We start from the raw sequence: 22,553 nt of genomic DNA on the forward strand, positions 1-22,553 counted from the left end.
AGGAGAGAGAGAAATGATTCAAAATGCAATGTTCAGTGTTCAGGGCGTGCAGCCGCTTCAACTGCAGGAGCAAGTGAAAAATGGTGCGACTCCATCCGAATCGATTCGCGATTTTGGCTCTTACCTGAATGAAGCACTGAACTCTGTGGCATCACAGGAACAAAATGCACATGTCATGAGCGATAAACTAATGATTGGACAGGTAAACGTAGATCAGGCGATGATATCCGCCCAACAGGCTCTGTTGAGCATTCAGCTCACAACACAGGTCCGAAACAAAGTGGTAGAAGCCTATCAAGAGATCATGCGCACGCAAATCTAAATGTTTCTAGCAAAGTTTCGGATGGGGTGACAATGTGAACGAGAGAATGACCCAGTATCGGGAGAGAATGACCCAGTATTGGAACCAATTCAGCAACAAACAAAAAATAATGTTAATCGCTACAATAGCATTTGTTTTGATTGCTCTAATCGTACTAACGATGCAGTTCTCCAAGACGAAGTACGAAGTAGCATTCCGGGATTTAAATTCCAGCGACGCTGCAGGAATTATCAGCCACCTGGAGACCCAAGGGATTTCCTACAAGCTGAGCGAGGATGGCAGAAGCATCCTGGTTCCGAGTACGAGCGCAGCTAAAGTCCAGATTGATGTAGGGTCGCAAGGACTTGTACAGAATGGTACGATCGGATTCGAAACCTTCGAGAAGAACGCATCAGCCATCGGGATGACAGATAACGAATTCGAAGTGAAATATGTAAATGCACTGAATGGCGAAGTAGAACGACTGCTCGAGAAGATGCAGGGCGTCCAGGATGCAACGGTATTATTGAATTTGCCAAAAGAAAGTGTATTTGCAAAAAACGGAAACGAAGATCAAGCCAGCGCTTCCGTAGTTGTGCAATTCAAACCAGGCTACCGGCCTAATCAAGAAGTCATTGACGGGTATTATAACCTCGTGAAGACGGCCATTCCGAACTTACCGGTTGAGAACATTACAATCACCAATGACGAAGTCGAGCTGCTCGCAACAGCTAAAGGCGGTCAAGGCGGATTGATCGGTAAGGTGGAAGAAAACTTCGCGCTTCAGAAAAAATTCGAAAGCGACGTTAGGCAAAATGTTCAGCAGTTTCTCTCGCAGTACATGGGATCGAATAAAGTCAATGTTCTGGTCGCTTCCAAACTGAACTTTGATCAGGTGCAGAGCAAGGAAAACATCGTAACCCCTGTTGATGAAGAAGAAATGAAGGGGATTGAGCTCAGTGTTCAGGAGATCCAGAAGAACTATTCGGGAACCAGTAGTCCAACCGGCGGAGTGGCCGGTGTGGGCGAAGAAGCTGTTCCGGGATATCCAAGCGATTCTGGAAGCGGGGAAACGAACTCGGAAGAGCTCTCCAAAACCGTTAACTATGAAGTTAACCGGATTACGAAGGATATCATAGCAAGTCCATATACTGTTAAAGATTTAACCATTAATGTCTCGGTTGAACCACCTGCCGGTCAACAAACTTTGGATGACGCGACAAGAACGGCAATACAGAACATTCTGGTTAATATCGTGCGTGCATCGCTCTCGGATACAGGCTCTACTTATACAGACGCTGATTTGTCCAAAAAAGTTTCGGTTATTTCACAGGTATTTAATGTAAATGCGGATGAAAATCCGAAAACCGTTCTTTCACAGCCTGTATTATGGGGGATTGGTATCGCTGCGTTGGCGTTAATTGCGGGAGGAACCTATTTCATAATCCGCAGACGCAGAAAGCAGCAGGAAGAATTTGAAGATGATATTCAGCTTCCGCCAGTTACGGAATTCCCATCGATTAATCTCGAAAGTATAACCAATGAAAGCCAGGTTCGTAAGCAGCTCGAAACCTTGGCGAAGAAGAAGCCAGATGAATTCGTGAATTTACTTCGCACATGGCTAGCTGAGGAATAGAGGTGGAAGCATTGGCTAAGGGAAATAACCAAATGTTAAGCGGACGTCAAAAAGCGGCTATACTGCTCATTACACTTGGCCCGGAAGTGTCTGCTCAAATATTTAAACATCTTCGAGATGAAGAAATTGAACAATTGACGCTGGAGATTGCGAATGTTCGTAAAGTCGACAGTGATGAAAAAGATAGCATTATTCAGGAATTCCATCAAATTTGCCTGGCCCAGGAATACATCTCGCAAGGCGGCATTAATTACGCTAAAGAGATTTTGGAGAAGGCGCTTGGACAGCAAAAAGCGATGGAAGTGATCAACAGACTGACGGCAACGCTTCAAGTAAGACCGTTTGACTTTGCCCGCAAAGCGGACCCAAGCCAAATTCTGAACTTTATCCAGAACGAAAATGCACAGACCATTGCACTCGTCTTGTCGTATCTTCAATACGAGCAGGCATCCGCGATCCTATCTTCGCTTCCGCAAGAGAAGCAGGCCGAAGTAGCGCGTAGGGTTGCAGTCATGGACAGTACTTCACCAGAAGTCATCGCCCAGGTGGAACGCGTGCTGGAACAGAAGCTGTCGGCGACGGTTACCCAGGATTACACGAGTGCGGGTGGCATTGAATCCATCGTTCAAATTCTGAACGGTGTGGATCGCGGTACGGAACGAACGATCCTCGATTCCCTGGAAATCCAGGATCCCGAGCTCGCCGAAGAAATCAAGAAGCGGATGTTCGTATTCGAGGATATCGTCAACGTGGACAACCGTTCGATCCAGCGTATTATCCGCGATGTCGAGAATGCCGATCTTCAGCTTGCACTCAAGGTGGCAAGCGAAGAAGTACGGGACGTCATTTTCCGCAACATGTCCAAGCGTATGGCCGAAACCTTCCGCGAAGAGATGGAATACATGGGACCGGTGCGGCTGCGTGATGTGGAGGAAGCTCAGACTCGGATTGTAAGCACGATCCGAAGACTCGAAGAAGCGGGCGAGGTCATTATTGCCCGTGGCGGAGGAGATGACATCATTGTCTAACTTGATCAAATCGTCCCACTATAAACCGATGGATGTGTTGAAAGAGTTGGATCTTGCTCGTCGTTACGCTTCGCCAACCGAGGAAACGGTAGAGGAATATACTCCCCCGACTGCCGAGCCGGCTGTCGTACAAACACTGGCTGAAGCCGAACGCTTAAAGCATGAGATGCTAAAAGATGCTCAGGAGTTTGCCGAACGACAAATCCGCGAAGCTTCGGAAGAGGCGGAACGGCTGTTGGCCGAAGCGCAGCAGCAGATTGAAGCGTGGTGGACCGACAGAAGGCTTCAGGACGAGGATTTGTCCGAAACGCTGAAGATGGAAGGCTTTAATCAAGGATATGCCGAGGGTTCAGCCAAGGCAGAGCTTGAGATGAAGGAATTGATGGAGCAAGCGACATTACAGGCGAGCGAATTGCTTCAGCTTGCCCATCAAGCCAAGGAAGATCTAATTCAGGAAGCGGAGCCTTTTTTGGTGGAGCTCAGCTGCAGCATAGCGGAGAAAGTACTGGATCGTCAGCTTATGATCGAACCTGATTTCACGCTGGAGCTGATTCGAAAGAATCTGGCACGCAAGCGGGAAAAAGGGGTCATCTCTCTCTGCGTAGCTCCTGAACAGTTCGAATTTGTATACGCGGCACGGGAAGAGCTCGGATTATCGATCGACTCTCAGGCAGAACTTCAAATTTTGCCGGATTCCACGGTTAAGGATCGAGGCTGCGTGATCAGGTCTTCTTTCGGAAGCGTGGATGCCCGGATCGATACACAGCTATCCGAGATCAAAAAAGAGCTCGTGCGGTTCGCTCTTGATGACGAGGAACGGAGAAATCAAGATGAAGAAGCTGAATAGCGCGCGGTACTTGGATCATCTGAAACATCTGGACCCCGTTCGCATCAACGGTAAAGTTACACAGGTTATCGGACTGATGGTGGAGTCCGAAGGACCGGATGCAAGCATCGGCGATGTTTGTTATATCTATCCCACGAAGCAAACCAAGCCGCTCAAGGCGGAGGTCGTGGGTTTCAGAGACAATAAGGTGTTGCTGATGCCTCTCGGCGAGCTTCACTCCATTGGTCCAGGCTGTGATGTAGTCGGTACCGGCAAACCGCTGAGCGTGCAGGTAGGTTCGGAACTGCTTGGCAAAGTGCTCGACGGATTGGGACAACCGCTGGACGGATCCATCATTCCGGCGCGCATGCCGCACTATTCAACCCATAATGTTCCGCAGAACCCGCTTAATAGGCCGAGGGTTCAGGAGCCGATCAGCATCGGCGTCCGCGCGATTGACGGATTGCTCTCCATCGGCAAAGGCCAGCGGGTCGGTATATTCGCCGGATCCGGTGTCGGGAAGAGTACCTTGATGGGAATGATCGCCCGAAACACTTCTGCCGATGTCAATGTCATTGCTTTGATCGGGGAACGTGGACGTGAGGTGCTGGATTTCATAGAACGGGATTTGGGTCCCGAAGGGTTAAAACGGTCCGTCGTAATTGTTGCGACCTCGGATCAACCGGCACTCATCCGCATTAAAGGGGCCTTGATCGCTACAACGATCGCCGAATATTTCAGGGATCGCGGCCTGAATGTGATGCTGATGATGGATTCCGTAACCCGCTATGCGATGGCGCAGCGAGAAGTAGGACTGGCCGTAGGAGAGCCGCCGGCCATGCGCGGTTATACTCCGTCTGTATTTGCCAGTCTGCCGAAGCTTCTGGAACGCGCAGGCACAGGGCCAACGGGCTCGATTACCGCCTTTTACACGGTGTTGGTAGATGGTGATGATATGAACGAACCGATCGCGGATGCAGTCAGGGGCATACTTGATGGTCACATCGTACTGAACCGGAATATCGCAAACAAAGGGCATTTTCCGGCTATCGATGTGCTGGCCAGCATTAGCCGGGTTATGAAAGATATATCTCCAGAGGAACAAATCGATGCTTCCGAGAACGTAAAACGACTGATGGCGATATATAAGGACTCGGAGGATTTGATCAATATCGGGGCGTATCAACAGGGCTCGAATGCCGATATCGATGAATCGATTGAATATATCGGGCGAATATGGGATTTCACGAAGCAAAAAGTGAATGAGAAGACAACATTGAATGAGGTTCAGGAACGTTTGATTTCCGAGTTTTCAAGGAGATGACTTTGAAGAATGAAATTTCATTATGCATTCCAGAAAATCGTAGACCTGAAAAGCAACGAGAAAACGCAAGCCGAATGGATGCTGTCAAGCGCCATCGGGAAGCTGCGGGCGGAAGAGAAAAGTCTGAATGAGCTGTATGAGATGCGGGATCAAATGTATCACGCTCAGCAGGAAGCTGCATCACGGTGCGTGCCGGTCGCTGAGATCCGAAACATTCAGGTATATGCAGAGCACTTGGAAGAATGCATTGAGCGTAAGAGGGATGACATACGGATCGCTCATGTCAATGTAACGAAGAAACAAAAGGTATTGTCCGACAAGATGCTAGACGAAAAAGTGTGGCTGAAAGCAAGAGATAAATCCCAAGAAAAGTTCCGGCATGAAAGTCTCCTTCGGGAACAAAACGAGCTGGACGAAATGGCGACGGTACGTTTTGCGATCAAAGCCCGATAAGGTTTGCAAACACCGAAGGGTTATGACCGCGAAGGAGGAATGAGAGTGGCACGAAAAGACATGCCGCTTGATAAGGAAGAATCAGGCGGAGGATTTGAACGGATACTGTTGATTTTGGTACCTGCTATATTCACGATCGTTCTGCTCGGGGCGCTTGCCGTATTTTTTAGAGCCGATGTGCGGGATGGACTAATCGATGTAGCCAATAAAATTCCGGTCGTCAAGAACTGGGTCCCGGATCCGGTGCTGACCCCGGAAGAACAGAAACTCAAAGAAGCGAAGCAGCAGGAAGAAAGCGCGGAAGCAACGATTGTTGAACTTAAGAAGCAGCTTGCCGAACGCGAAGAAACATTAAATGAAGTAACGGAGCAAAAAGCAGCGCAGGAAAACAAGGTGAAAGAGCTGGAAACCCAAATTGATTCGATGCAAAGTACATCGACAAGCGGTGAGGCCGAGGAGGAAGACGCGTATACCAAGCAAATTCGCGAACTGTCCAAGCTCTACGCCGACATGAGTCCAAGCAAAGCGGCACCGATCATGCAAAACCTTACGCTGGAAGAAATGGTGCTTATGCTTAGTCAGATGAAGAGCAGCAACCGGGTTGCCATTCTGCAAAAAATGGATCCGAAAACGGCCGCGGATGCAACCATGATGCTTAAAGATGCCGAGACTTCTGAAGATATGGCCATCGCGGCTCTGCAATCCAGGCTCAAGAAGAACGAATCGGAGGCAGCGCAGAAGAAGACATCCGACAATCTGGATAAAAATCAGTTGAATCAGACTTTTGCCGGAATGACACCCGCCAACGCTGCCGAACTGCTGATGCAAACGTATAAGATCAGCCCTGCTAAGACCATGACCATTCTGAATACAGTGGATGATGCTACTCGTTCACGGATTTTAAATGCGATGTCCTCGAAAGATGCGGAGCTGGCAGCAAAGATATTGAATCGCCTGATGGGCTCTAAATAAGCTCTGAAATGAATCTCCATCCCCAGGAAAGGAGGTGAAATAAGACGATGACAATAACGGTACAAAACATGTCTTCATCCATAAGCAGTCCCTCGGGAAGCGGAAAGGCAAGCGCGGCGGGTCAGACGACAGCGGGTGTATCCTTTGATGCGACACTGGCTTACCAGATGAATAGCAGCGGGAACAGCGCTTCAACAACATCGACGGAAGTCGCTGCCAAGCTGGAATCCTTGCTAACGCAGTATTCTTCGGAAACCGATACATCGCTTGAAGGCTTGATGGAATTGCTTCAAGGTTTGCTGCAGGAGCTGGACACCATGGACCAGGCATTAATGGAGGATCCATCCCTTTTGCAAGAGCTGCAGAACTGGCTCACGCAAGCGAATGTTATGCTGAGCGGAGCTGCTTCCCAGGCACAAGAAAACGCGGGTGGGAATGAGGTGTCCCCATTGGCTTCCAGACCGGAGACTATTCGATTCGCGGTACAGGATACGATCAGCCAGCTGGCATCGATGCTTCCCAAATCTGGTCAGGTTGACCTCCAGACGGAGGCAGCTGTCAAACAGCTTGTCCAGTCCTTCCAAAGTTTGCTTGGTCAAGGAACGGGGACCGGCGAGACTAAAGCAAGCGGCAGCTTTGATCATATCCTTGCTCAAAAGCAGCCGGATGCCGCTCAGCCTGCCGTATCCACGAATAGTTCAGGACAGTCGGCTTCATCTCAAACAACGGGACAGGCGAATGCCAAGTGGTCATCGCTGACGACGAGCGCTCAAGTAGAGGGTACAGCATCTGAGTTCGTGATGAATGAAGGAGATTCGCTGTTGGAGCAAGGAACGGTCACTGCCGGTCAGCTAGCCCTGCGTTCAGGAACACAAGTTGCAGTAAAACCTGCAGCTCCGCCGGTGCCTGTTGAGAATTTCTCAAGCGAAATGACTTCTTTCATTATTAATAAGCTTGAAATCGTGAAACAAACCGGTTTTACGGAAGCGAGAATCTCCTTGAATCCGGAACATCTGGGACAAGTAGATATCAAACTTACGATGCAGAATGGCCAATTAATCGCCCAGTTCATGACAAGGTCGACAGATGCTAAAGAGCTGATTGACCAGCAAATGGCACAACTTCGCAGCGCATTGATTGCACAAGGACTGCAGATCGAGAAAATTGAAGTTACACAGAGCAGCCAGCCTTCCAATGCGAATCTTTATCAAGACGGCCGTCAGCCTGGATCAGGCCAGCAGCAGTCACAGCATCGCTCGAAGGAGAAGGACAGACCATCCGATGATGTCGTGCTGGCAGCAAATCTGACAGAAGAACTAAACGATTGGATTGCCGAGCACCAAGCCGACGATGAACGGGTACAAGCAGGAACATTTACCGCTACAGCCTAAAGTGAGGAGGTGAGCTTGGATGGCAACAAATCCGGTATCTACGAATAATATGTGGCCCAATTATGCTAAAGGGAATGTCAGCAGTAAAAGCGGGAATGGCCAGGAGCTTGGAAAGGATCAGTTCTTGAGCATCCTGATTACGCAATTAAGGCATCAGGATCCGCTTCAGCCAATGCAGGACCGGGAATTTATTGCCCAAATGGCCCAGTTTACTTCCCTGGAGCAGCTGATGAATATCAATACTCAATTAACGGCAATGAGTCAGTCTTTGGGTGCTGCTTCAAGTTTGATCGGTAAACAGATCAGCTGGATGTTCAAGCCCGAGGATGGTTCGGATTCCGTCATGAAGAGCGGTATCGTAGATTCCATCATTGTTCGTGAAGGCGTACATTATGCCAAAGTCGGCGACAGTGAAGTATCGCTTGACCAGATCGTGAAAATCGAGAACGCCGTAACCGAGAATGATCCAGAAGCGTTGATTTCTGGTCCTGCAGTACCTGACACAAGCAGTCCAGGTCCGACAGAACCTGAAATAACAAATCCCGATCCTTCCGTACCCGAAACAGGCAATCCCGATCCGTCAGCTCCTGAGGCCGTAGATCCTGGACAAGGGGGAGAAGAGCCTGGGGGAGTAGCGCCATGAGTGACCGCATGATGATAGGGCATTTATACCCTGGGAAAATACATCCAGCGGCACTTCATAATGAGCGTAAAACGCAAGCTCACGCTAACCCGCCCGCCGGGACGTTTCAGGAACTTTTAAATGAGAATCTGCTTAAAATCAGCAATCATGCGGCGAAGAGACTTCAGCAGCGCGGCATTGAATTAAAGGGCGATCAGCTTGCGCAGATCCAGAGCGCAGTGGATAAAGCTGCCGCGAAGGGGAGCAAGGAGTCACTCATTCTGATGAATGATATGGCTCTCATTGTGAATATTCCGAATCGGACGGTGGTCACTGCAATGGATGGCAACACGATGAAGGATAACGTTTTTACGCAAATAGATAGTGCAGTAATTATTTCATAAATCTGGCTGGCCCGCGAGGAAGCCAGGCGGCCGCTGATCGACAGAAGCGGTCCATAACTGAAGGAGGAAAATCGATGTTAAGATCCATGTATTCCGGTATTTCCGGAATGAGAGGTTTCCAAACCAAGCTTGATGTCATTGGTAATAACATTGCCAACGTAAACACAGTTGGGTTTAAAGCGGGACGTGTGATGTTTAAAGACGTACTAAGTCAAACGATGTCCGGTGTTACGCCGGGAACCGACGATCCATCCGGTGGTGTAAACGCGAAGCAGGTCGGTCTTGGTGTATCGATCGGTTCCATCGATACGCTGCATACGCCAGGCAGTGCAATGATAACTAACTATCCGACGGATCTGAGAATAGATGGGGACGGATTCTTTATGGTGAAGCTTAGCGAGGATCAAGATGTGCCTTTCTTGACCCGAGCAGGAGACTTCCATATAGACGTAGCGCGTAACCTGGTAACTTCAGATGGGATGCTCGTTCTTGATGCAACTGGTGAACCTATCCAGCTGGAGGAAGATGTAACGGCATTCACGATTGCACAGAATGGCGCCATCATTCAGAAGATGAGTGACGGATCAACGGAAGAGGGAGCCATCATCGGCGTTGCTAAAATTCCGAATCCGGAAGGTTTGGAGAAAATCGGCGGCAATATGTATCGTGTGACTCTTAATGCGGTTCCTGATGGCGATCTGGATGCTGTCATGTTCGAAGCTAATAACGCCGAAGAAGGAACTGGCGCTATTATTTCAGGACAGCTCGAAATGTCCAACGTTGACTTGACAGGTGAATTTTCGGAAATGATCGTCGCTCAGCGCGGCTTCCAAGCCAACTCCCGGATCATCACGACTTCGGACGAAGTGCTTCAAGAAGTTGTCAATCTGAAACGATAAGGATGGATAGGGAGGGGCAATCCCCTCCCTGATTAAACAAGGAGGCTGTCCATGATATCGGTAACGAGGTTAAATGGTTCGCAGTTGTGGCTTAACGCGCTGTTGATAGAAATGGTTGAGGAGACTCCTGACACCTACATTACTTTGATTAATGGAAAACGCATGATTGTGCTTGAAAGTGCAAATGAAATCATCGCTTCCGTTAAGGCGTATCATCACGAGGTAGGAATTCATCAAGCTACCATTAAAGTGCAGCAATTGGAGGAACCTTCATGAAAAAGATGCTCCCCTGGTTAATTACGATCCTGTTATCCATTACGCTGATTGTCCTGGCGATCTTCCTATTGTCGGATAAATTGCTCGGCGATAACGGTAAAAGTCAGGCTTCAGCCAATGCAGCGGCTTTACCTAAATTTTCTGCCGATGAGATCGTGGCGATGACATCGGAAATCGCCGGGATCAAGACGAATTTAGCCGAACCAAGCTATATCGCCCAGATGTCCTTTGCTTTCCAGCTTAATGACAAAAAAGCAAAGGAAGAATTCGAAAAAATCAAGAATATCAAGATTAAACCGATTATTATCAAGACGTTGGCCGATACGAAGCCCGAATTACTGAATGATTCGAAGGGGCGCGAACAATTTAACGCTAAGCTGGTGAATCTGGTTAATAAGTCGTTAACGTCTGGACGTTTAATTCAAATTGAAATGACAGATGTTATCGTCACTGAAATCTAGACTGTTCGTCGGACGACCTGTAAGGGGGTGAGTAGATGGTTGATGTTTTATCGCAGAATGAGATCGACGCCTTATTGGCCGCTCTCTCTTCAGGGGAAATGGATGCTGAAGAACTGAAAAAAGAGGAAACGCAAAAGAAAATTCGTTCTTATGATTTTAAGAGGGCACTCCGGTTTTCCAAGGATCATATTCGGAGCTTGACCCGTATTCACGAGAACTTTGCTCGGTATTTGACCACATATTTCTCGGCACAATTACGCACTTTTGTGCAAATTAACGTGGTACAGGTTGAACAGCTTCCATATGATGAATTTATTCGCTCCATACCCAAAATGACAGTTCTCAATATATTCGAGGCGGAACCGCTTGTCGGGCGCATGGTGCTCGAGGTCCATCCCAACATTGCTTACGCGATGCTGGACCGTTTGCTGGGAGGAACAGGCATTGCTCCTACTTCCATCAGCTCGATGACCGAAATCGAGACGATCATCATGGAACGCATTTTCAGCCGGGCATTCGACAGCCTGCAGGAAGCATGGAAAACGGTGCTGGACATCTCACCGCGGCTTGAAGCATTGGAAACGAATCCGCAATTTATGCAGATTGTTTCTCCAAACGAAACCATTGCGCTAATTTCCCTTAGCACCAAAATCGGCGATACCACGGGGATGATTAATCTGTGTATCCCGCACGTGGTGCTGGAACCGATCATGTCGAAGCTATCGGCGCATCAATGGTTTATCTCGGAGAAAAAAGCGAGTGTTCCAGAGGAAGTAGATGCTCTTAAGCAGCGTGTAAGCAAGGCCAAGCTTCCGATTGTTGCCGAGCTGGGCGTTTCACAGCTTACCGTGTCCGAATTTTTAGGACTGAGCGTCGGCGACGTCATCTCATTAAACAAGCCGATGCATGATGGACTTTCCATTAAGGTTGGGGACAGATTAAAGTTTATTGGCAGTCCCGGAACGATAAAAGACCGGGTTGCTGTACAAATCGATGAAATTGTCATCGAAGGAGCTGAAGAATTTGACGAGTAAAGACTATTTATCCCAGGAAGAAATCGACGCTTTGTTAAAACAGTCGGAAATGGCATCACCAGCATCAATTCCTTCGGCGGCGACTGTCGATGATGTATTAACACCTTTAGAGCAGGACGCGCTCGGCGAGATTGGTAACATTACCTTTGGCAGTGCTGCAACCGCTCTGTCTACCTTGCTGGGCAAAAAAGTGGATATCACTACACCCAAAGTGTCGATCATTAAGCGAAGCGAGTTTGAGGAAGAATTTCCGAAGCCGCATGTAGCGGTACATGTTACTTATGTGGATGGATTTGAAGGAATTAACTCGCTAGTCATTAAAACGCGCGATGCTCAGGTCATTGCCGATCTGATGTTAGGCGGGGAAGGCAACCCCGTGGAAGAGGAACTGAATGAGATTCATATCAGTGCCGTTCAGGAAGCGATGAACCAGATGATGGGCTCTTCCGCAACGAGCATGTCGACGATTTTTAACCGGTTTGTCAATATATCGCCGCCAGGCATTGATATTCTGAACATGGCAAAAGGTGAAGGGGTTAACAACCTTCCGCCGGATGAAACACTGATTAAGATTTCATTCCGATTAATTATCGGTGACCTTATTGATTCAACCATTATGCAGCTGCTTCCCGTTCATTTTTCCAAGGATATGGTGCACATGCTTATCAATGGAACGGAAGAGCCTCAGCCTGCGAAACAGGAAGCCGCGCCGGCGGTGGAAGCACCTGTTAGTACCCAGGAACCGGCTCAAGCACCGGCTAACTCTGTGAATGGCAATGATATGGGCCAAGGATACGACTACGGACAAGGCTACGGCCAGCCAATGCAGGGACAGGGAGGGCCGATCCCGCAATCCATGCCATATGGACAGCCGCAGATGCCTTACCAAGCGCAGCCGCAACAATATGGCGGCATGCCGAATCGCAATGTGAATGTACAGCCCGTACAGTTTGCGAATCTGCAATCTGCGCCGTACACCCAGGTGGATGAAAACAATCTGAACTTACTGATGGACATTCCCCTTAAAGTCACCGTAGAATTAGGGAGGACTCAAAAGCAAATTAAGGATATCCTGGAAATGTCGCAAGGTTCGATCATCGAGCTGGACAAGCTTGCCGGTGAGCCTGTAGATATCCTTGTCAATCATAAACTGATTGCCAAGGGCGAGGTCGTTGTCATCGATGAGAACTTTGGTGTACGCGTGACGGATATCGTGAGCCAATGGGACCGGATTCAAAAATTACAATAGCACAAACATTTTAGGGAGGATTTTTATCAATGGCTAACCGAATTCTGATTGTGGACGATGCTGCATTTATGAGAATGATGATCCGTGACATATTGGTCAAAAACGGATTCGAGGTTGTGGGAGAAGCACAGGACGGTGCGCAAGCAATCGAGAAATTTAAAGAACTTCGTCCAGATCTGATTACGATGGATATTACGATGCCGGAAATGGATGGTATCGCAGCGCTGAAAGAGATTAAAAAAGTCGATGCGAATGCAAAAGTGATTATGTGCTCTGCCATGGGCCAACAAGCGATGGTTATTGATGCGATCCAAGCTGGAGCCAAGGACTTTATCGTTAAACCGTTCCAATCGGACAGAGTCATTGAAGCCATCAATAAGACGCTTGGCGTATAAGGATTCTTCTTATGATGATGGCAGCTTCTGATGGATTAGGCTCAAGTAGTACTACCGGGTATTATTTACAGTTATTTTATGTCTTTATCGTACTTGCCATCATCGTTGCGTTGATCGTGTTCCTGATTCGCTTTCTCAGCAGAAAGAATCAGAGCTGGATGCAGGGCCGCTCCATTCGTACTTTGGGTGCGGTTGGGATGGGCCCTAACAAATCCCTTCAGCTCGTCGAAATTGGGGGCAGCATCTATGTGATCGGAGTTGGCGAAGACGTCCGGTTGGTGGACAAAATTTCTGATCCAGCTGAAGTTGCGCTTATCCAAGCTGCATTTGAACAGGATTCTGGAATACATAATGGGGCACTGCCGCCTTTTATAACGAAACTGGCGGCAAAACTCCGTAAAGACAAACCACCGGAAGAAATGGAATTGGACGATACATCTTCTTTCCATGAAGTGTTCGAGTCCAAGCTGCGCAGCGTACCGAACCGGAAAGAAAAGGTTGAAGAATTGCTGCGGGAGGATCATAAAGATTCATGAATAAAAAGATCTCGTACGCCATCGCGATTTTCATATTGTTTGGATTTCTGTTTTCTCATACGGTATTTGCGGATCCGATTCCAAACATCGATATTCAAATCGGCAATGAGGGAGATACACCGGGGACAAGCTCCTTGTCCTTGATACTCCTGATCACCATTCTTAGCATTGCACCGGCGATACTGGTGCTGATGACTAGTTTTACAAGGATTGTTATCGTGCTTGGCTTTGTCCGTACTTCGCTCGGCACACAGCAAACACCGCCAAACCAAGTGTTGATCGGCCTGGCTCTGTTTCTTACCTTATTCGTAATGGCTCCGACGTTGTCTTCAATGAATGATGTAGCGCTGCAGCCCTATCTGAAAGGTGAGATCACCCAAGCGGAAGCACTGGATAAGGCTCAAGATCCCATAAAGAAATTCATGTTCGCGCACACACGGGAAAAGGATCTATTGTTGTTCATGAATTACACAGGCGCAGAGAAACCCGAATCTTATGAGGATATTCCATTAACGGTTTTGGTACCGGCATTTGCCATTAGTGAGCTGAAGACGGGCTTTCAAATGGGCTTTATGATCTTCATTCCGTTTCTGGTCATCGATATCGTGGTTGCCAGCGTGCTGATGGCGATGGGTATGATGATGCTGCCGCCGGTCATGATCTCGCTGCCATTCAAGATTTTGCTTTTCGTTCTGGTAGACGGCTGGTATTTGGTAGTGAAATCCATGCTGATGAGCTTTAACACGTAGCAATAAGCGGCAAGTAATTCGAATACAGGGGGACTTAGCCGTGAGCGCTGAATTTATTATCGGTCTGGCAGGACAAGCGGTTTATATTGTGCTCCAGGTGAGCGCACCGATGCTGGTTCTCGCACTGGTTGTCGGACTAATCATCAGTATTTTTCAAGCGACAACACAAATCCAGGAACAGACGCTGGCTTTCGTACCAAAAATTATTATTGTACTTATATCATTATTGCTGTTTGGTCCTTGGATATTAACGACGTTAGTGGATTTTACCCACGGAATTTTGGACAATCTCTACAAATATATCGGATAGGCTGAGTGTCCATGGAATGGTTGCAGCAAAGTTTACCTGTTTTTATGCTTATATTTTGTCGAATAACAGCTTTTTTTGTAATATCGCCAGTGTTTACTTCACGCGGTATACCCCCTTCTTACAAAATAGGCCTTTCGGCCATCATCGCCCTGATCGTATATTTTTCGTTCGGGATCGGAGAAGTGGTTCCGCAAGATCTGTCTTACGTCATATTAATTGTCCAGGAAGTATTGGTTGGACTGCTGCTTGGTTTCACTGCTTATCTTATTATGACCGTCGTCCAAACGGCAGGCGCATTTATTGACATTCAGATCGGGTTCAGCATGGCAAATGTCATCGATCCTTTTACGGGGACTTCCAGTCCATTAATCGGTAACTTCAAGTATTATCTTGCTCTACTGGTGTTTCTGAGCATGAATGGCCATCACTACCTGTTTGATGCGATTATGTACAGCTATGATTGGATTCCGATTACGGGGGATGTGTTTGGGAAGATTCATGACGGTAATGTGACGGATTTTCTCGTACGGACATTCTCGCACTCTTTTGTATTGGCACTTCAAATGGCCGCTCCGCTGGTAGCCGCTTTGTTCCTGACCGATGTCGGGCTTGGCTTTCTGGCAAGGACGGCGCCGCAGTTCAATGTATTTGTTATCGGTATAATCGTCAAAATCATCGTTGGACTCGTGCTGCTGATGCTGCTCATGCCGATGCTGGTGTCACTATTTGATCATCTGTTTGCCAAAATGTTTGAAGCACTCCGGCAGCTACTCGGCGTTCTTGGCGACGGGCCGACTTAAGGAGGATGGAGGTGAAGCGGATGTCATACCGGTATCCGGTCGACTTACAGCTGTTCGCTGGCGAAAAGACGGAGAAAGCCACACCGAAGAAACGCCAGGATACACGTAAGAAAGGCCAAGTTGCCAAGAGTATGGAGGTATCGGGTGCATCGGTTTTGCTGGCCGCATTCTTTTGCTTGTTAATTTTCGGCGGGTATATGAGAGACCTCACTGTTCGACTGTTTATTGACATTTATATTAATCGGCTCTCCATGGACGTAACGAAAGACAATGTGATGCAGTTATTCGGGGAGTACGGTGTTCAAATCTTGCTTCTGCTGGCTCCGTTGTTTATCTCGATCTTCGTTGTTGCGCTGATCGCCAATTACTTGCAGGTCGGGTTTATGCTGACGGGCGAGACTTTGAAAATGAAGTTCAGTAAAATCGATCCCATCAAAGGGTTCAAGAACATATTCTCGATGCGTTCCTTGGTCGAGTTTTTGAAATCGGTCATTAAACTGACCATCATCGGCTACCTCGTGTACACCACCTTGTGGGCTGCCAGGGAAGGATTATCGTCCTTGTCGACGATGGGTCCCGACACCATTTTTCATTTCGTGGCGGATATCACCATGTCACTGGGTTTTAAGATTGCCATCGGGCTGATCATTCTGGCCGTTTTGGATTACATGTATCAGAAATATGATTATGAGAAAAACATTCGAATGTCCAAACAGGACATCAAAGACGAGTACAAGAAGATGGAGGGCGATCCGCTGATCAAAGGGAAGATCAGGGAACGCCAGCGTCGGATGGCACTGCAGCGGATGATGCAGGAAGTCCCGAATGCCGACGTTATCATCACGAACCCAACCCACTTTGCAGTGGCGATCAAGTATGACGGGTCCATGATGGAAGCTCCGCAGATCATTGCGAAGGGTCAGGATTTCATGGCCTTGCGGATTAAGGAAATAGCGAAGGAACACGGAATTATAACGATGGAAAACAAGCCGCTGGCACGCGCTTTGTACCAACGGTCGGAAATCGGGGATTCGATTCCGGGAGACCTGTTCCAGGCCGTAGCGGAAGTGCTGGCCTATGTATATAAACTAAAAGGTAAAGTGAAATAATTAGGGACCGGAGGCGTCATTGCAGTGAAAATAAAAGATCTATCTGTCCTTGCGGGTGTCATTGGCATCGTACTCATGATGATTCTTCCGATCCCGGTATGGCTGCTCGATGTACTCCTGATTATCAATGTCTCGCTGGCGCTTATTATTTTGCTGGTGGCCATGAATACGAAGGAAGCCCTGGACTTCTCCATCTTCCCTTCCTTATTGCTCATCACGACACTGTTTCGTGTAGCGCTTAACATTTCGACTACGAAGCTGATTCTGTCGGAAGCTAATGCGGGCGAGGTTGTAGCCACGTTCGGTAAGTGGATAGCGAATGGCGAAATTGCGGTTGGGTTCATCGTCTTTTTGATCCTCGTTGTTGTACAGTTCATCGTGATTACCAAAGGCTCGGAGCGGGTAGCAGAGGTTGCGGCAAGATTTACGCTCGATGCGATGCCTGGTAAACAGATGAGTATCGATGCGGATCTGAACGCAGGTTTGATCAATGAGCAGCAAGCCAGGGAGCGGAGAAGAAAAATCGAGCGGGAAGCCGACTTTTACGGGGCTATGGATGGTGCAAGTAAATTCGTTAAGGGTGACGCCATCGCTACGATTGTCATCATGCTGATCAACCTGATCGGCGGATTTATCATCGGGATCTCGATTCACGGAATGTCATTCGGAGACGCGATGAGCACATACTCCATCCTGACGATCGGGGACGGATTGGTCAGTCAGATTCCGGCGCTTTTGATTTCCACTGCAGCGGGGCTGATTGTTACAAGAGCTTCTTCGGAAGGGAACCTGGCGGAGGATCTGACAGGGCAGCTCTTCTCATACCCTCATCTATTGTACATTGTTTCAGGTACCGTTCTGTTGCTAGGGATTTTCACACCCATTCACCTGATTACGACCGCACCGATTGCGCTCATCTTATTTATTGCGGCACGGAGGATGCAGAACAATCTGGATCGCAAGCAGGTCGAGGTGGAGCAGATGGAGGAGGAACAACAAATCGAAGAGGTTCGAAGTCCGGAAAGTGTGATCAACCTGCTTCAGGTTGACCCGATCGAATTCGAATTCGGGTATGGGTTGATTCCGCTCGCAGATGCGCAGCAGGGCGGAGATTTATTGGACCGGATCATTATGATTCGGAGACAATGCGCACTTGAGCTGGGACTTGTCGTACCGGTTATCCGAATTCGCGACAATATTCAACTAAAACCGAATGAATATGTCATAAAAATAAAAGGGAATGCTGTCGGCGGCGGTGAATTATTATTAAATCACTACCTCGCCATGAGCCCTGGGTACGAGGATGATTCCGTAACGGGGATCGAAACGACTGAACCGGCCTTCGGGCTCCCAGCGCTTTGGATAGATGAAGCCATGAAAGAGCGGGCGGATCTTGCCGGATATACCGTAGTCGATCCACCGTCCGTAGTGGCTACCCATTTGACCGAGTTGATTAAGAGACATGCCCATGAGCTGATTGGACGCCAGGAGACTAAGGCATTGGTTGACAACATCAGAGAAAGCTATCCGGTCCTTGTGGACGAGCTCATTCCTTCCGTGCTGACTATTGGAGAGGTGCAGAAGGTATTGGCTAAGCTGCTCCGCGAAAAAATCTCGATTCGGGACATGGTCACGATTCTCGAGACCCTTGCGGATTATGGACATTACTCGAAAGATCCCGATGTCCTTACCGAATATGTAAGACAAGCTCTCTCGCGGCAGATTACCCAGCAATATGCTCAAGAGGGAGAGGCTATGCGGGTCATCACGGTTGGACCGCAGCTTGAGAAGAAGATCGCCGAAAGCGTCCAGCAGAGCGACCAAGGAAGCTATCTTGCCATGGACCCGGCATCGACACAGAGCGTGTTTCAGAAGCTCAGTGAACAGGTTAACCGGATCATTCAGATGGGGCAGCAGCCTGTTCTGCTTACCTCACCGGCCATAAGAATGTATTTAAGGCAGGTTATTGAACGAAGCATGCAGGATATTCCGGTGTTGTCTTATAGTGAGCTGGAGCCGAACGTCGAAATTCAAAGTGTCGGAGTGGTGAACTTATGAGAGTGAAGAGGTATATCGTCGACACGATGCCTGAGGCGATGCAGCACATTCGTACGGATTTAGGTGCGGATGCCGTCATACTGAGTACGAAGGAAACCAAGGTGGGCGGATTCCTGGGTATGTTTACCCGCAAGAAGATCGAGGTAATCGCCGCAGTAGAGCAAGCGGAGAAATCCAAAGGCTCTGCTCCGATGAAGTCCAAAGTTACGCCTGCCGTACCTTCTGGTGCCGTACCCAAGGCCTATCAACGAACGGCTGAAATTTCAAAGCCTGGTTCACAAGCCTCCACGAATTCCGTGAATAACACGGATACAACCTCCGGCGTACAGCAGGAGGATGACTATAGTCGTTTTGCAGAGATTCTTAGCCAGGTTGCTGCTTCCGAAGAGGCCGTTAACAGGCACAAGGATGAAGCGGGTCATTGGCAACAGCCTGCAGCAGCTGTACAAGCCGCGATGCGAAGCGATCAAGCGGAAACGGCTGCATCAGTTGAATCTGTGAAGTCTGATAAGTCATCTCGTGGGGGACAGGAGGATTCATTAAGTTCCCGTTTGGGAATTAGTGAATCCGAACAAAGAGTCCTTGAAGAGCTTAAGGAAATGAAGGAATGGATCGCGCGATTGTCCAGGCAAAATCTCGAAGCGCAGCAGCTTCCCGAGCCGCTGCATTTCATTCGGGATCAGCTGCTTAAGCAGGATCTTTCGGCCAAGCTGACGGAAGAGTGGCTCACTGCCGCTGAAGAAGCCTGGCAAGCCAGTCATATGCAGATGAGCGAGGCCGAGCTGCAGAACGTGATTTACAAGCAAGCCGAGGCGTTCCTTGAGGGACGTATTGGCGGCGGTGTTCAGCCCGAGACCCGGATTGTATATATTGCCGGTCCGACAGGGGTCGGCAAGACAACCACGATCGCGAAGATCGCAGCAGAGCAGCTGTTCCGTAACCAACGCAAGGTAGGTTTTATCACTTCCGATACGTATCGGATATCTGCCGTTGAGCAGCTGCGCACCTATGCATCCATTCTCAATGTGCCGATGGAAGTCGTGCAATCGCCCGGTGATATGCAGCGAGCCCTTCAGAAGCTGCAGGATTGTGATTTGGTGTTGATGGATACTGCAGGTCGGAACTATCGGAATGAGCTGCTCGTTTCCGAGCTTCAAAGCCTGTTCTCCCATTCCGATCAAAGCGAAACCTATCTTGTGCTCAGCCTGACCTCCAAGAGCAGCGATATGATCGAAATCGCGGATCATTTCAGCAAATACGAACTCGATAAGGTCATCTTCACAAAGATGGATGAGACCGGCAGCTACGGCTCCTTGTTTAATCTGATTGATGCCCATAACCTTCGCTTGTCCTATATGACCAATGGTCAAAATGTGCCGGATGATCTGCTGATGGCCGACAACGAGCGGTTATGCCATCTGCTGCTGGGAGAGATTCGTACATGACGGATCAAGCTCAATCGCTCCGCCAGCTGGTTTCTTCTCAGCAATCAGGGAACAGCGTTAAACCAACATCCCCAAGAACCGCCAAGATTATTACGGTCAGCAGCGGTAAAGGCGGGGTTGGGAAATCCAATTTCACGCTGAATTTTGCGCTGACTTTACAGTCGATGGGCAAAAAGGTATTGGTGTTTGATGCCGACATCGGGATGGCAAACATTGACGTTCTTATGGGCGTGAGCTCCCGGTACAGCTTGTATCATCTCATTCGCCGGGAGAAGAGCATTGAAGAAGTAATTCAATACGGACCTGACAAGCTTCCTTACATTGCTGGAGGTTCCGGTTTGGCTGACATGATGTCCCTGTCTGAAGAGGAAATGAATTATTTTATTTCACAGATTGAAATTATTTCCTCGGAAATGGACTATATCATTTTTGACACGGGAGCTGGCTTGTCCAAGGAAAATATGAGGTTTATTACTTCCGCTGATGAATGCCTAGTCGTCACGACGCCGGAACCGACGTCCATCACAGATGCCTATGCCTTAATCAAGGTGGTGCACGGCACGGAATGTCAGGTTCCGTTCAGCCTGATTGTCAATCGTGCGGGAGATGAAGAGGAGGCACGTGAAGCAGCGGGCAAAATTATTTTGACGGCCCAGCGTTTCCTGGATATCGACATCAAGCTGCTGGGTTCGATTGCCGATGATACGCATGTTGTCCAGGCGGTTAAGCGGCAGGTCCCATTTACAGCAGCTTACCCGCGATGTAACGCCTCTAGTGATATCAGACGGATCGCGCTTCGCTACATGACCGTCCCTGCTGCCACAGAGCCTGAAGCTCCGAAGGGAATCAAAGGATTTATGCATCGGTGGCTCAAACGTACGAAATGATTCTTTGCTTGGATTAATGGAAACTGAGGTGGACATCTATGAAGCCTTTTCGTGTGCTTGTCGTTGACGATTCCGCATTTATGAGGAAAATCTTTTCCGATTTCATCGAGCGTGACCCATCATTTCAAGTTGTCGGAACAGCTGATAACGGTCTTGATGCCGTTCGGAAAGTAAAGGAATTAAATCCGGATGTCATTACATTGGATGTAGAAATGCCGGAAATGAACGGCCTTGATGCTCTGAAGCTGATTATGGAATCGGGTCCCCGTCCGGTCATTATGTTGTCCGGCATTAATGAGCAAGGCATGAAAGAGACCATTCTTGCCCTTGAGGCAGGAGCATTTGATTTTATACGAAAGCCTTCCATTTCTAATGCGCTTGATATTGAGCAGGTGCGTTCAGAATTAATGAAGCAACTGAATGCGGCGATGCAGGCTAAACAGCGGAGGGCATTGTGGGAAGAAGAAGAGCAGAGACGACGGAGTGCGGACATAACGGTTCCTCTTTCGCCAAAGCCTTCTGACAAAACGCTGATCAAGAAGCCGCAGGTGATTGAGAAGAGAACAACGGTCAGCCAGACTGACCAACGGAGCAAGCTAAAGGAGTCGCCCCGTATCCCGCCATCTCGAACTGTGGAAAAGAAGGTGTCTACTGCTGCGGAAGGAGCAGAGCACGCTGGACCAAGGCGAAAACAAGCAGATCGCAAGCCGGTTGCAGACTTTGTTCCAGTCGCGCTTCCAGAGAACGAGAGTCTTCAGCTCCGTGAAGCAAAGATACCGCAATCAATGGAATTGACGGATTTGGTTGCGGTGGGCTGTTCGACCGGCGGGCCAAGAGCATTGAAAGCTTTTCTCGAGCCCATTCCCGGTGACTTCTGTGCCCCGATTGTCATCGTTCAACATATGCCGCCGAGCTTTACCAAATCGCTTGCACAGCGCCTGAATTCATTCAGTCAGCTGGAAGTCATGGAAGCTGAACAAGGGATGGTATTGGAACCGGGCAAAGCCTACATTGCTCCTGGAGGCAGCCATATGAGGGTTTGCCGTTCGGACAGCGGCGTTTACCAAATCAGGATCAGTGAGGATGAGGCCCGCAACGGTCACCGTCCATCTGTAGATGTGCTGTTCGAATCCTTACTGCCATTGACCATGATTAAGCGTCATCCGGTACTGATGACCGGCATGGGAAGCGATGGAGCGAGAATGATGAAGAAGCTTTATGATACAGGAGTGACATCCACCTACGCGGAGAGCGAGCAAACCTGCGTCGTATACGGGATGCCGAGATCAGCTGTTGAGCTCGGATGTGTAAGCCACGTTCTGCCACTACATGATATCGCACCTAGAATGGTTCAAGCTGTAAATAACGGAAAGTGAACTTGAAGAGGA

At 48.7% G+C, this 22,553-nt stretch carries 25 protein-coding genes; all 25 read left to right on the top strand.

All coding sequences use genetic code 11. The annotated features are described in order from the left end of the window. Positions 1-13: 13 nt before the first annotated feature. Positions 14-322: a flagellar hook-basal body complex protein FliE gene (gene fliE / locus AK95_RS11405; protein WP_071220077.1), complete on the top strand. Its 309-nt coding sequence runs from the start codon at positions 14-16 to the stop codon at positions 320-322. A 34-nt stretch (positions 323-356) separates the two neighbouring features. Next, positions 357-1,937 (top strand): flagellar basal-body MS-ring/collar protein FliF, encoded by a 1,581-nt coding sequence (gene fliF, locus AK95_RS11410; protein WP_071220078.1) that lies wholly within the window; start codon positions 357-359, stop codon positions 1,935-1,937. 11 nt (positions 1,938-1,948) lie between these two features. Continuing rightward, positions 1,949-2,965: a flagellar motor switch protein FliG gene (gene fliG, locus AK95_RS11415; protein WP_071220479.1), complete on the top strand. Its 1,017-nt coding sequence runs from the start codon at positions 1,949-1,951 to the stop codon at positions 2,963-2,965. After that, positions 2,958-3,812, top strand: a complete 855-nt coding sequence (locus AK95_RS11420) for a FliH/SctL family protein (RefSeq protein ID WP_071220079.1) — start codon at positions 2,958-2,960, stop codon at positions 3,810-3,812. The genes fliG and AK95_RS11420 overlap by 8 nt, the downstream gene beginning before the upstream one ends. After that, positions 3,796-5,115: a flagellar protein export ATPase FliI gene (fliI, locus tag AK95_RS11425; protein WP_071220080.1), complete on the top strand. Its 1,320-nt coding sequence runs from the start codon at positions 3,796-3,798 to the stop codon at positions 5,113-5,115. The genes AK95_RS11420 and fliI overlap by 17 nt, the downstream gene beginning before the upstream one ends. A 9-nt stretch (positions 5,116-5,124) precedes the next feature. Next, complete coding sequence (gene fliJ / locus AK95_RS11430; RefSeq protein ID WP_071220081.1) at positions 5,125-5,568, top strand: flagellar export protein FliJ; 444 nt, start codon at positions 5,125-5,127, stop codon at positions 5,566-5,568. A 39-nt stretch (positions 5,569-5,607) separates the two neighbouring features. Next, positions 5,608-6,540, top strand: coding sequence for a MotE family protein (locus tag AK95_RS11435; RefSeq protein ID WP_071220082.1), 933 nt, complete (start codon positions 5,608-5,610; stop codon positions 6,538-6,540). 47 nt (positions 6,541-6,587) lie between these two features. Further along, positions 6,588-7,931, top strand: a complete 1,344-nt coding sequence (locus AK95_RS11440) for a flagellar hook-length control protein FliK (protein ID WP_071220083.1) — start codon at positions 6,588-6,590, stop codon at positions 7,929-7,931. A gap of 19 nt (positions 7,932-7,950) precedes the next feature. Further along, positions 7,951-8,574, top strand: a complete 624-nt coding sequence (locus AK95_RS11445) for a flagellar hook capping FlgD N-terminal domain-containing protein (RefSeq protein ID WP_071220084.1) — start codon at positions 7,951-7,953, stop codon at positions 8,572-8,574. Continuing rightward, positions 8,571-8,957, top strand: a complete 387-nt coding sequence (locus AK95_RS11450) for a TIGR02530 family flagellar biosynthesis protein (RefSeq protein WP_071220085.1) — start codon at positions 8,571-8,573, stop codon at positions 8,955-8,957. The genes AK95_RS11445 and AK95_RS11450 overlap by 4 nt, the downstream gene beginning before the upstream one ends. 74 nt (positions 8,958-9,031) lie before the next feature. Then, on the top strand, positions 9,032-9,856 hold the full coding sequence (locus tag AK95_RS11455; RefSeq protein ID WP_071220086.1) for a flagellar hook-basal body complex protein: 825 nt from the start codon (positions 9,032-9,034) through the stop codon (positions 9,854-9,856). 51 nt (positions 9,857-9,907) lie between these two features. Then, positions 9,908-10,132 carry a flagellar FlbD family protein gene (locus AK95_RS11460; protein WP_009594749.1) on the top strand — a complete coding sequence of 75 codons (225 nt, stop codon included), beginning with the start codon at positions 9,908-9,910 and terminating at the stop codon, positions 10,130-10,132. After that, positions 10,129-10,593: a flagellar basal body-associated FliL family protein gene (locus tag AK95_RS11465; protein ID WP_071220087.1), complete on the top strand. Its 465-nt coding sequence runs from the start codon at positions 10,129-10,131 to the stop codon at positions 10,591-10,593. The genes AK95_RS11460 and AK95_RS11465 overlap by 4 nt, the downstream gene beginning before the upstream one ends. A 35-nt stretch (positions 10,594-10,628) precedes the next feature. After that, positions 10,629-11,627 (top strand): flagellar motor switch protein FliM, encoded by a 999-nt coding sequence (gene fliM, locus AK95_RS11470; protein ID WP_071220088.1) that lies wholly within the window; start codon positions 10,629-10,631, stop codon positions 11,625-11,627. Then, positions 11,617-12,876, top strand: coding sequence for a flagellar motor switch phosphatase FliY (fliY, locus tag AK95_RS11475; protein ID WP_071220089.1), 1,260 nt, complete (start codon positions 11,617-11,619; stop codon positions 12,874-12,876). Before fliM ends, fliY begins: the two co-directional genes overlap by 11 nt. A 29-nt stretch (positions 12,877-12,905) precedes the next feature. Then, a complete protein-coding gene (locus tag AK95_RS11480; protein WP_006211317.1) occupies positions 12,906-13,271 on the top strand; it encodes a response regulator in 366 nt (121 codons plus the stop codon). A gap of 11 nt (positions 13,272-13,282) precedes the next feature. After that, positions 13,283-13,807: a FliO/MopB family protein gene (locus AK95_RS11485; RefSeq protein ID WP_071220090.1), complete on the top strand. Its 525-nt coding sequence runs from the start codon at positions 13,283-13,285 to the stop codon at positions 13,805-13,807. Continuing rightward, a complete protein-coding gene (gene fliP, locus AK95_RS11490; RefSeq protein WP_071220091.1) occupies positions 13,804-14,556 on the top strand; it encodes a flagellar type III secretion system pore protein FliP in 753 nt (250 codons plus the stop codon). The genes AK95_RS11485 and fliP overlap by 4 nt, the downstream gene beginning before the upstream one ends. Before the next feature lie 40 nt (positions 14,557-14,596). Then, positions 14,597-14,866 carry a flagellar biosynthesis protein FliQ gene (gene fliQ, locus AK95_RS11495; protein ID WP_071220092.1) on the top strand — a complete coding sequence of 90 codons (270 nt, stop codon included), beginning with the start codon at positions 14,597-14,599 and terminating at the stop codon, positions 14,864-14,866. A gap of 11 nt (positions 14,867-14,877) precedes the next feature. Beyond that, positions 14,878-15,666 (top strand): flagellar biosynthetic protein FliR, encoded by a 789-nt coding sequence (gene fliR / locus AK95_RS11500; RefSeq protein ID WP_071220093.1) that lies wholly within the window; start codon positions 14,878-14,880, stop codon positions 15,664-15,666. Positions 15,667-15,686: 20 nt separating this feature from the next. After that, entirely contained in the window at positions 15,687-16,775 is a 1,089-nt protein-coding gene (gene flhB, locus AK95_RS11505) for a flagellar biosynthesis protein FlhB (protein ID WP_071220480.1), read from the top strand. A 24-nt stretch (positions 16,776-16,799) separates the two neighbouring features. Further along, positions 16,800-18,833 (top strand): flagellar biosynthesis protein FlhA, encoded by a 2,034-nt coding sequence (gene flhA, locus AK95_RS11510; RefSeq protein WP_071220094.1) that lies wholly within the window; start codon positions 16,800-16,802, stop codon positions 18,831-18,833. Continuing rightward, entirely contained in the window at positions 18,830-20,278 is a 1,449-nt protein-coding gene (flhF, locus tag AK95_RS11515; protein ID WP_071220095.1) for a flagellar biosynthesis GTPase FlhF, read from the top strand. The genes flhA and flhF overlap by 4 nt, the downstream gene beginning before the upstream one ends. Next, on the top strand, positions 20,275-21,165 hold the full coding sequence (locus tag AK95_RS11520) for a MinD/ParA family protein (protein ID WP_071220096.1): 891 nt from the start codon (positions 20,275-20,277) through the stop codon (positions 21,163-21,165). The genes flhF and AK95_RS11520 overlap by 4 nt, the downstream gene beginning before the upstream one ends. A 38-nt stretch (positions 21,166-21,203) precedes the next feature. Further along, entirely contained in the window at positions 21,204-22,541 is a 1,338-nt protein-coding gene (locus tag AK95_RS11525) for a protein-glutamate methylesterase/protein-glutamine glutaminase (protein ID WP_071220097.1), read from the top strand. Positions 22,542-22,553 lie beyond the last annotated feature (12 nt).

The sequence above is a fragment of the Paenibacillus sp. LC231 genome (assembly GCF_001860525.1).
Lineage (GTDB): Bacteria > Bacillota > Bacilli > Paenibacillales > Paenibacillaceae > Paenibacillus_AQ.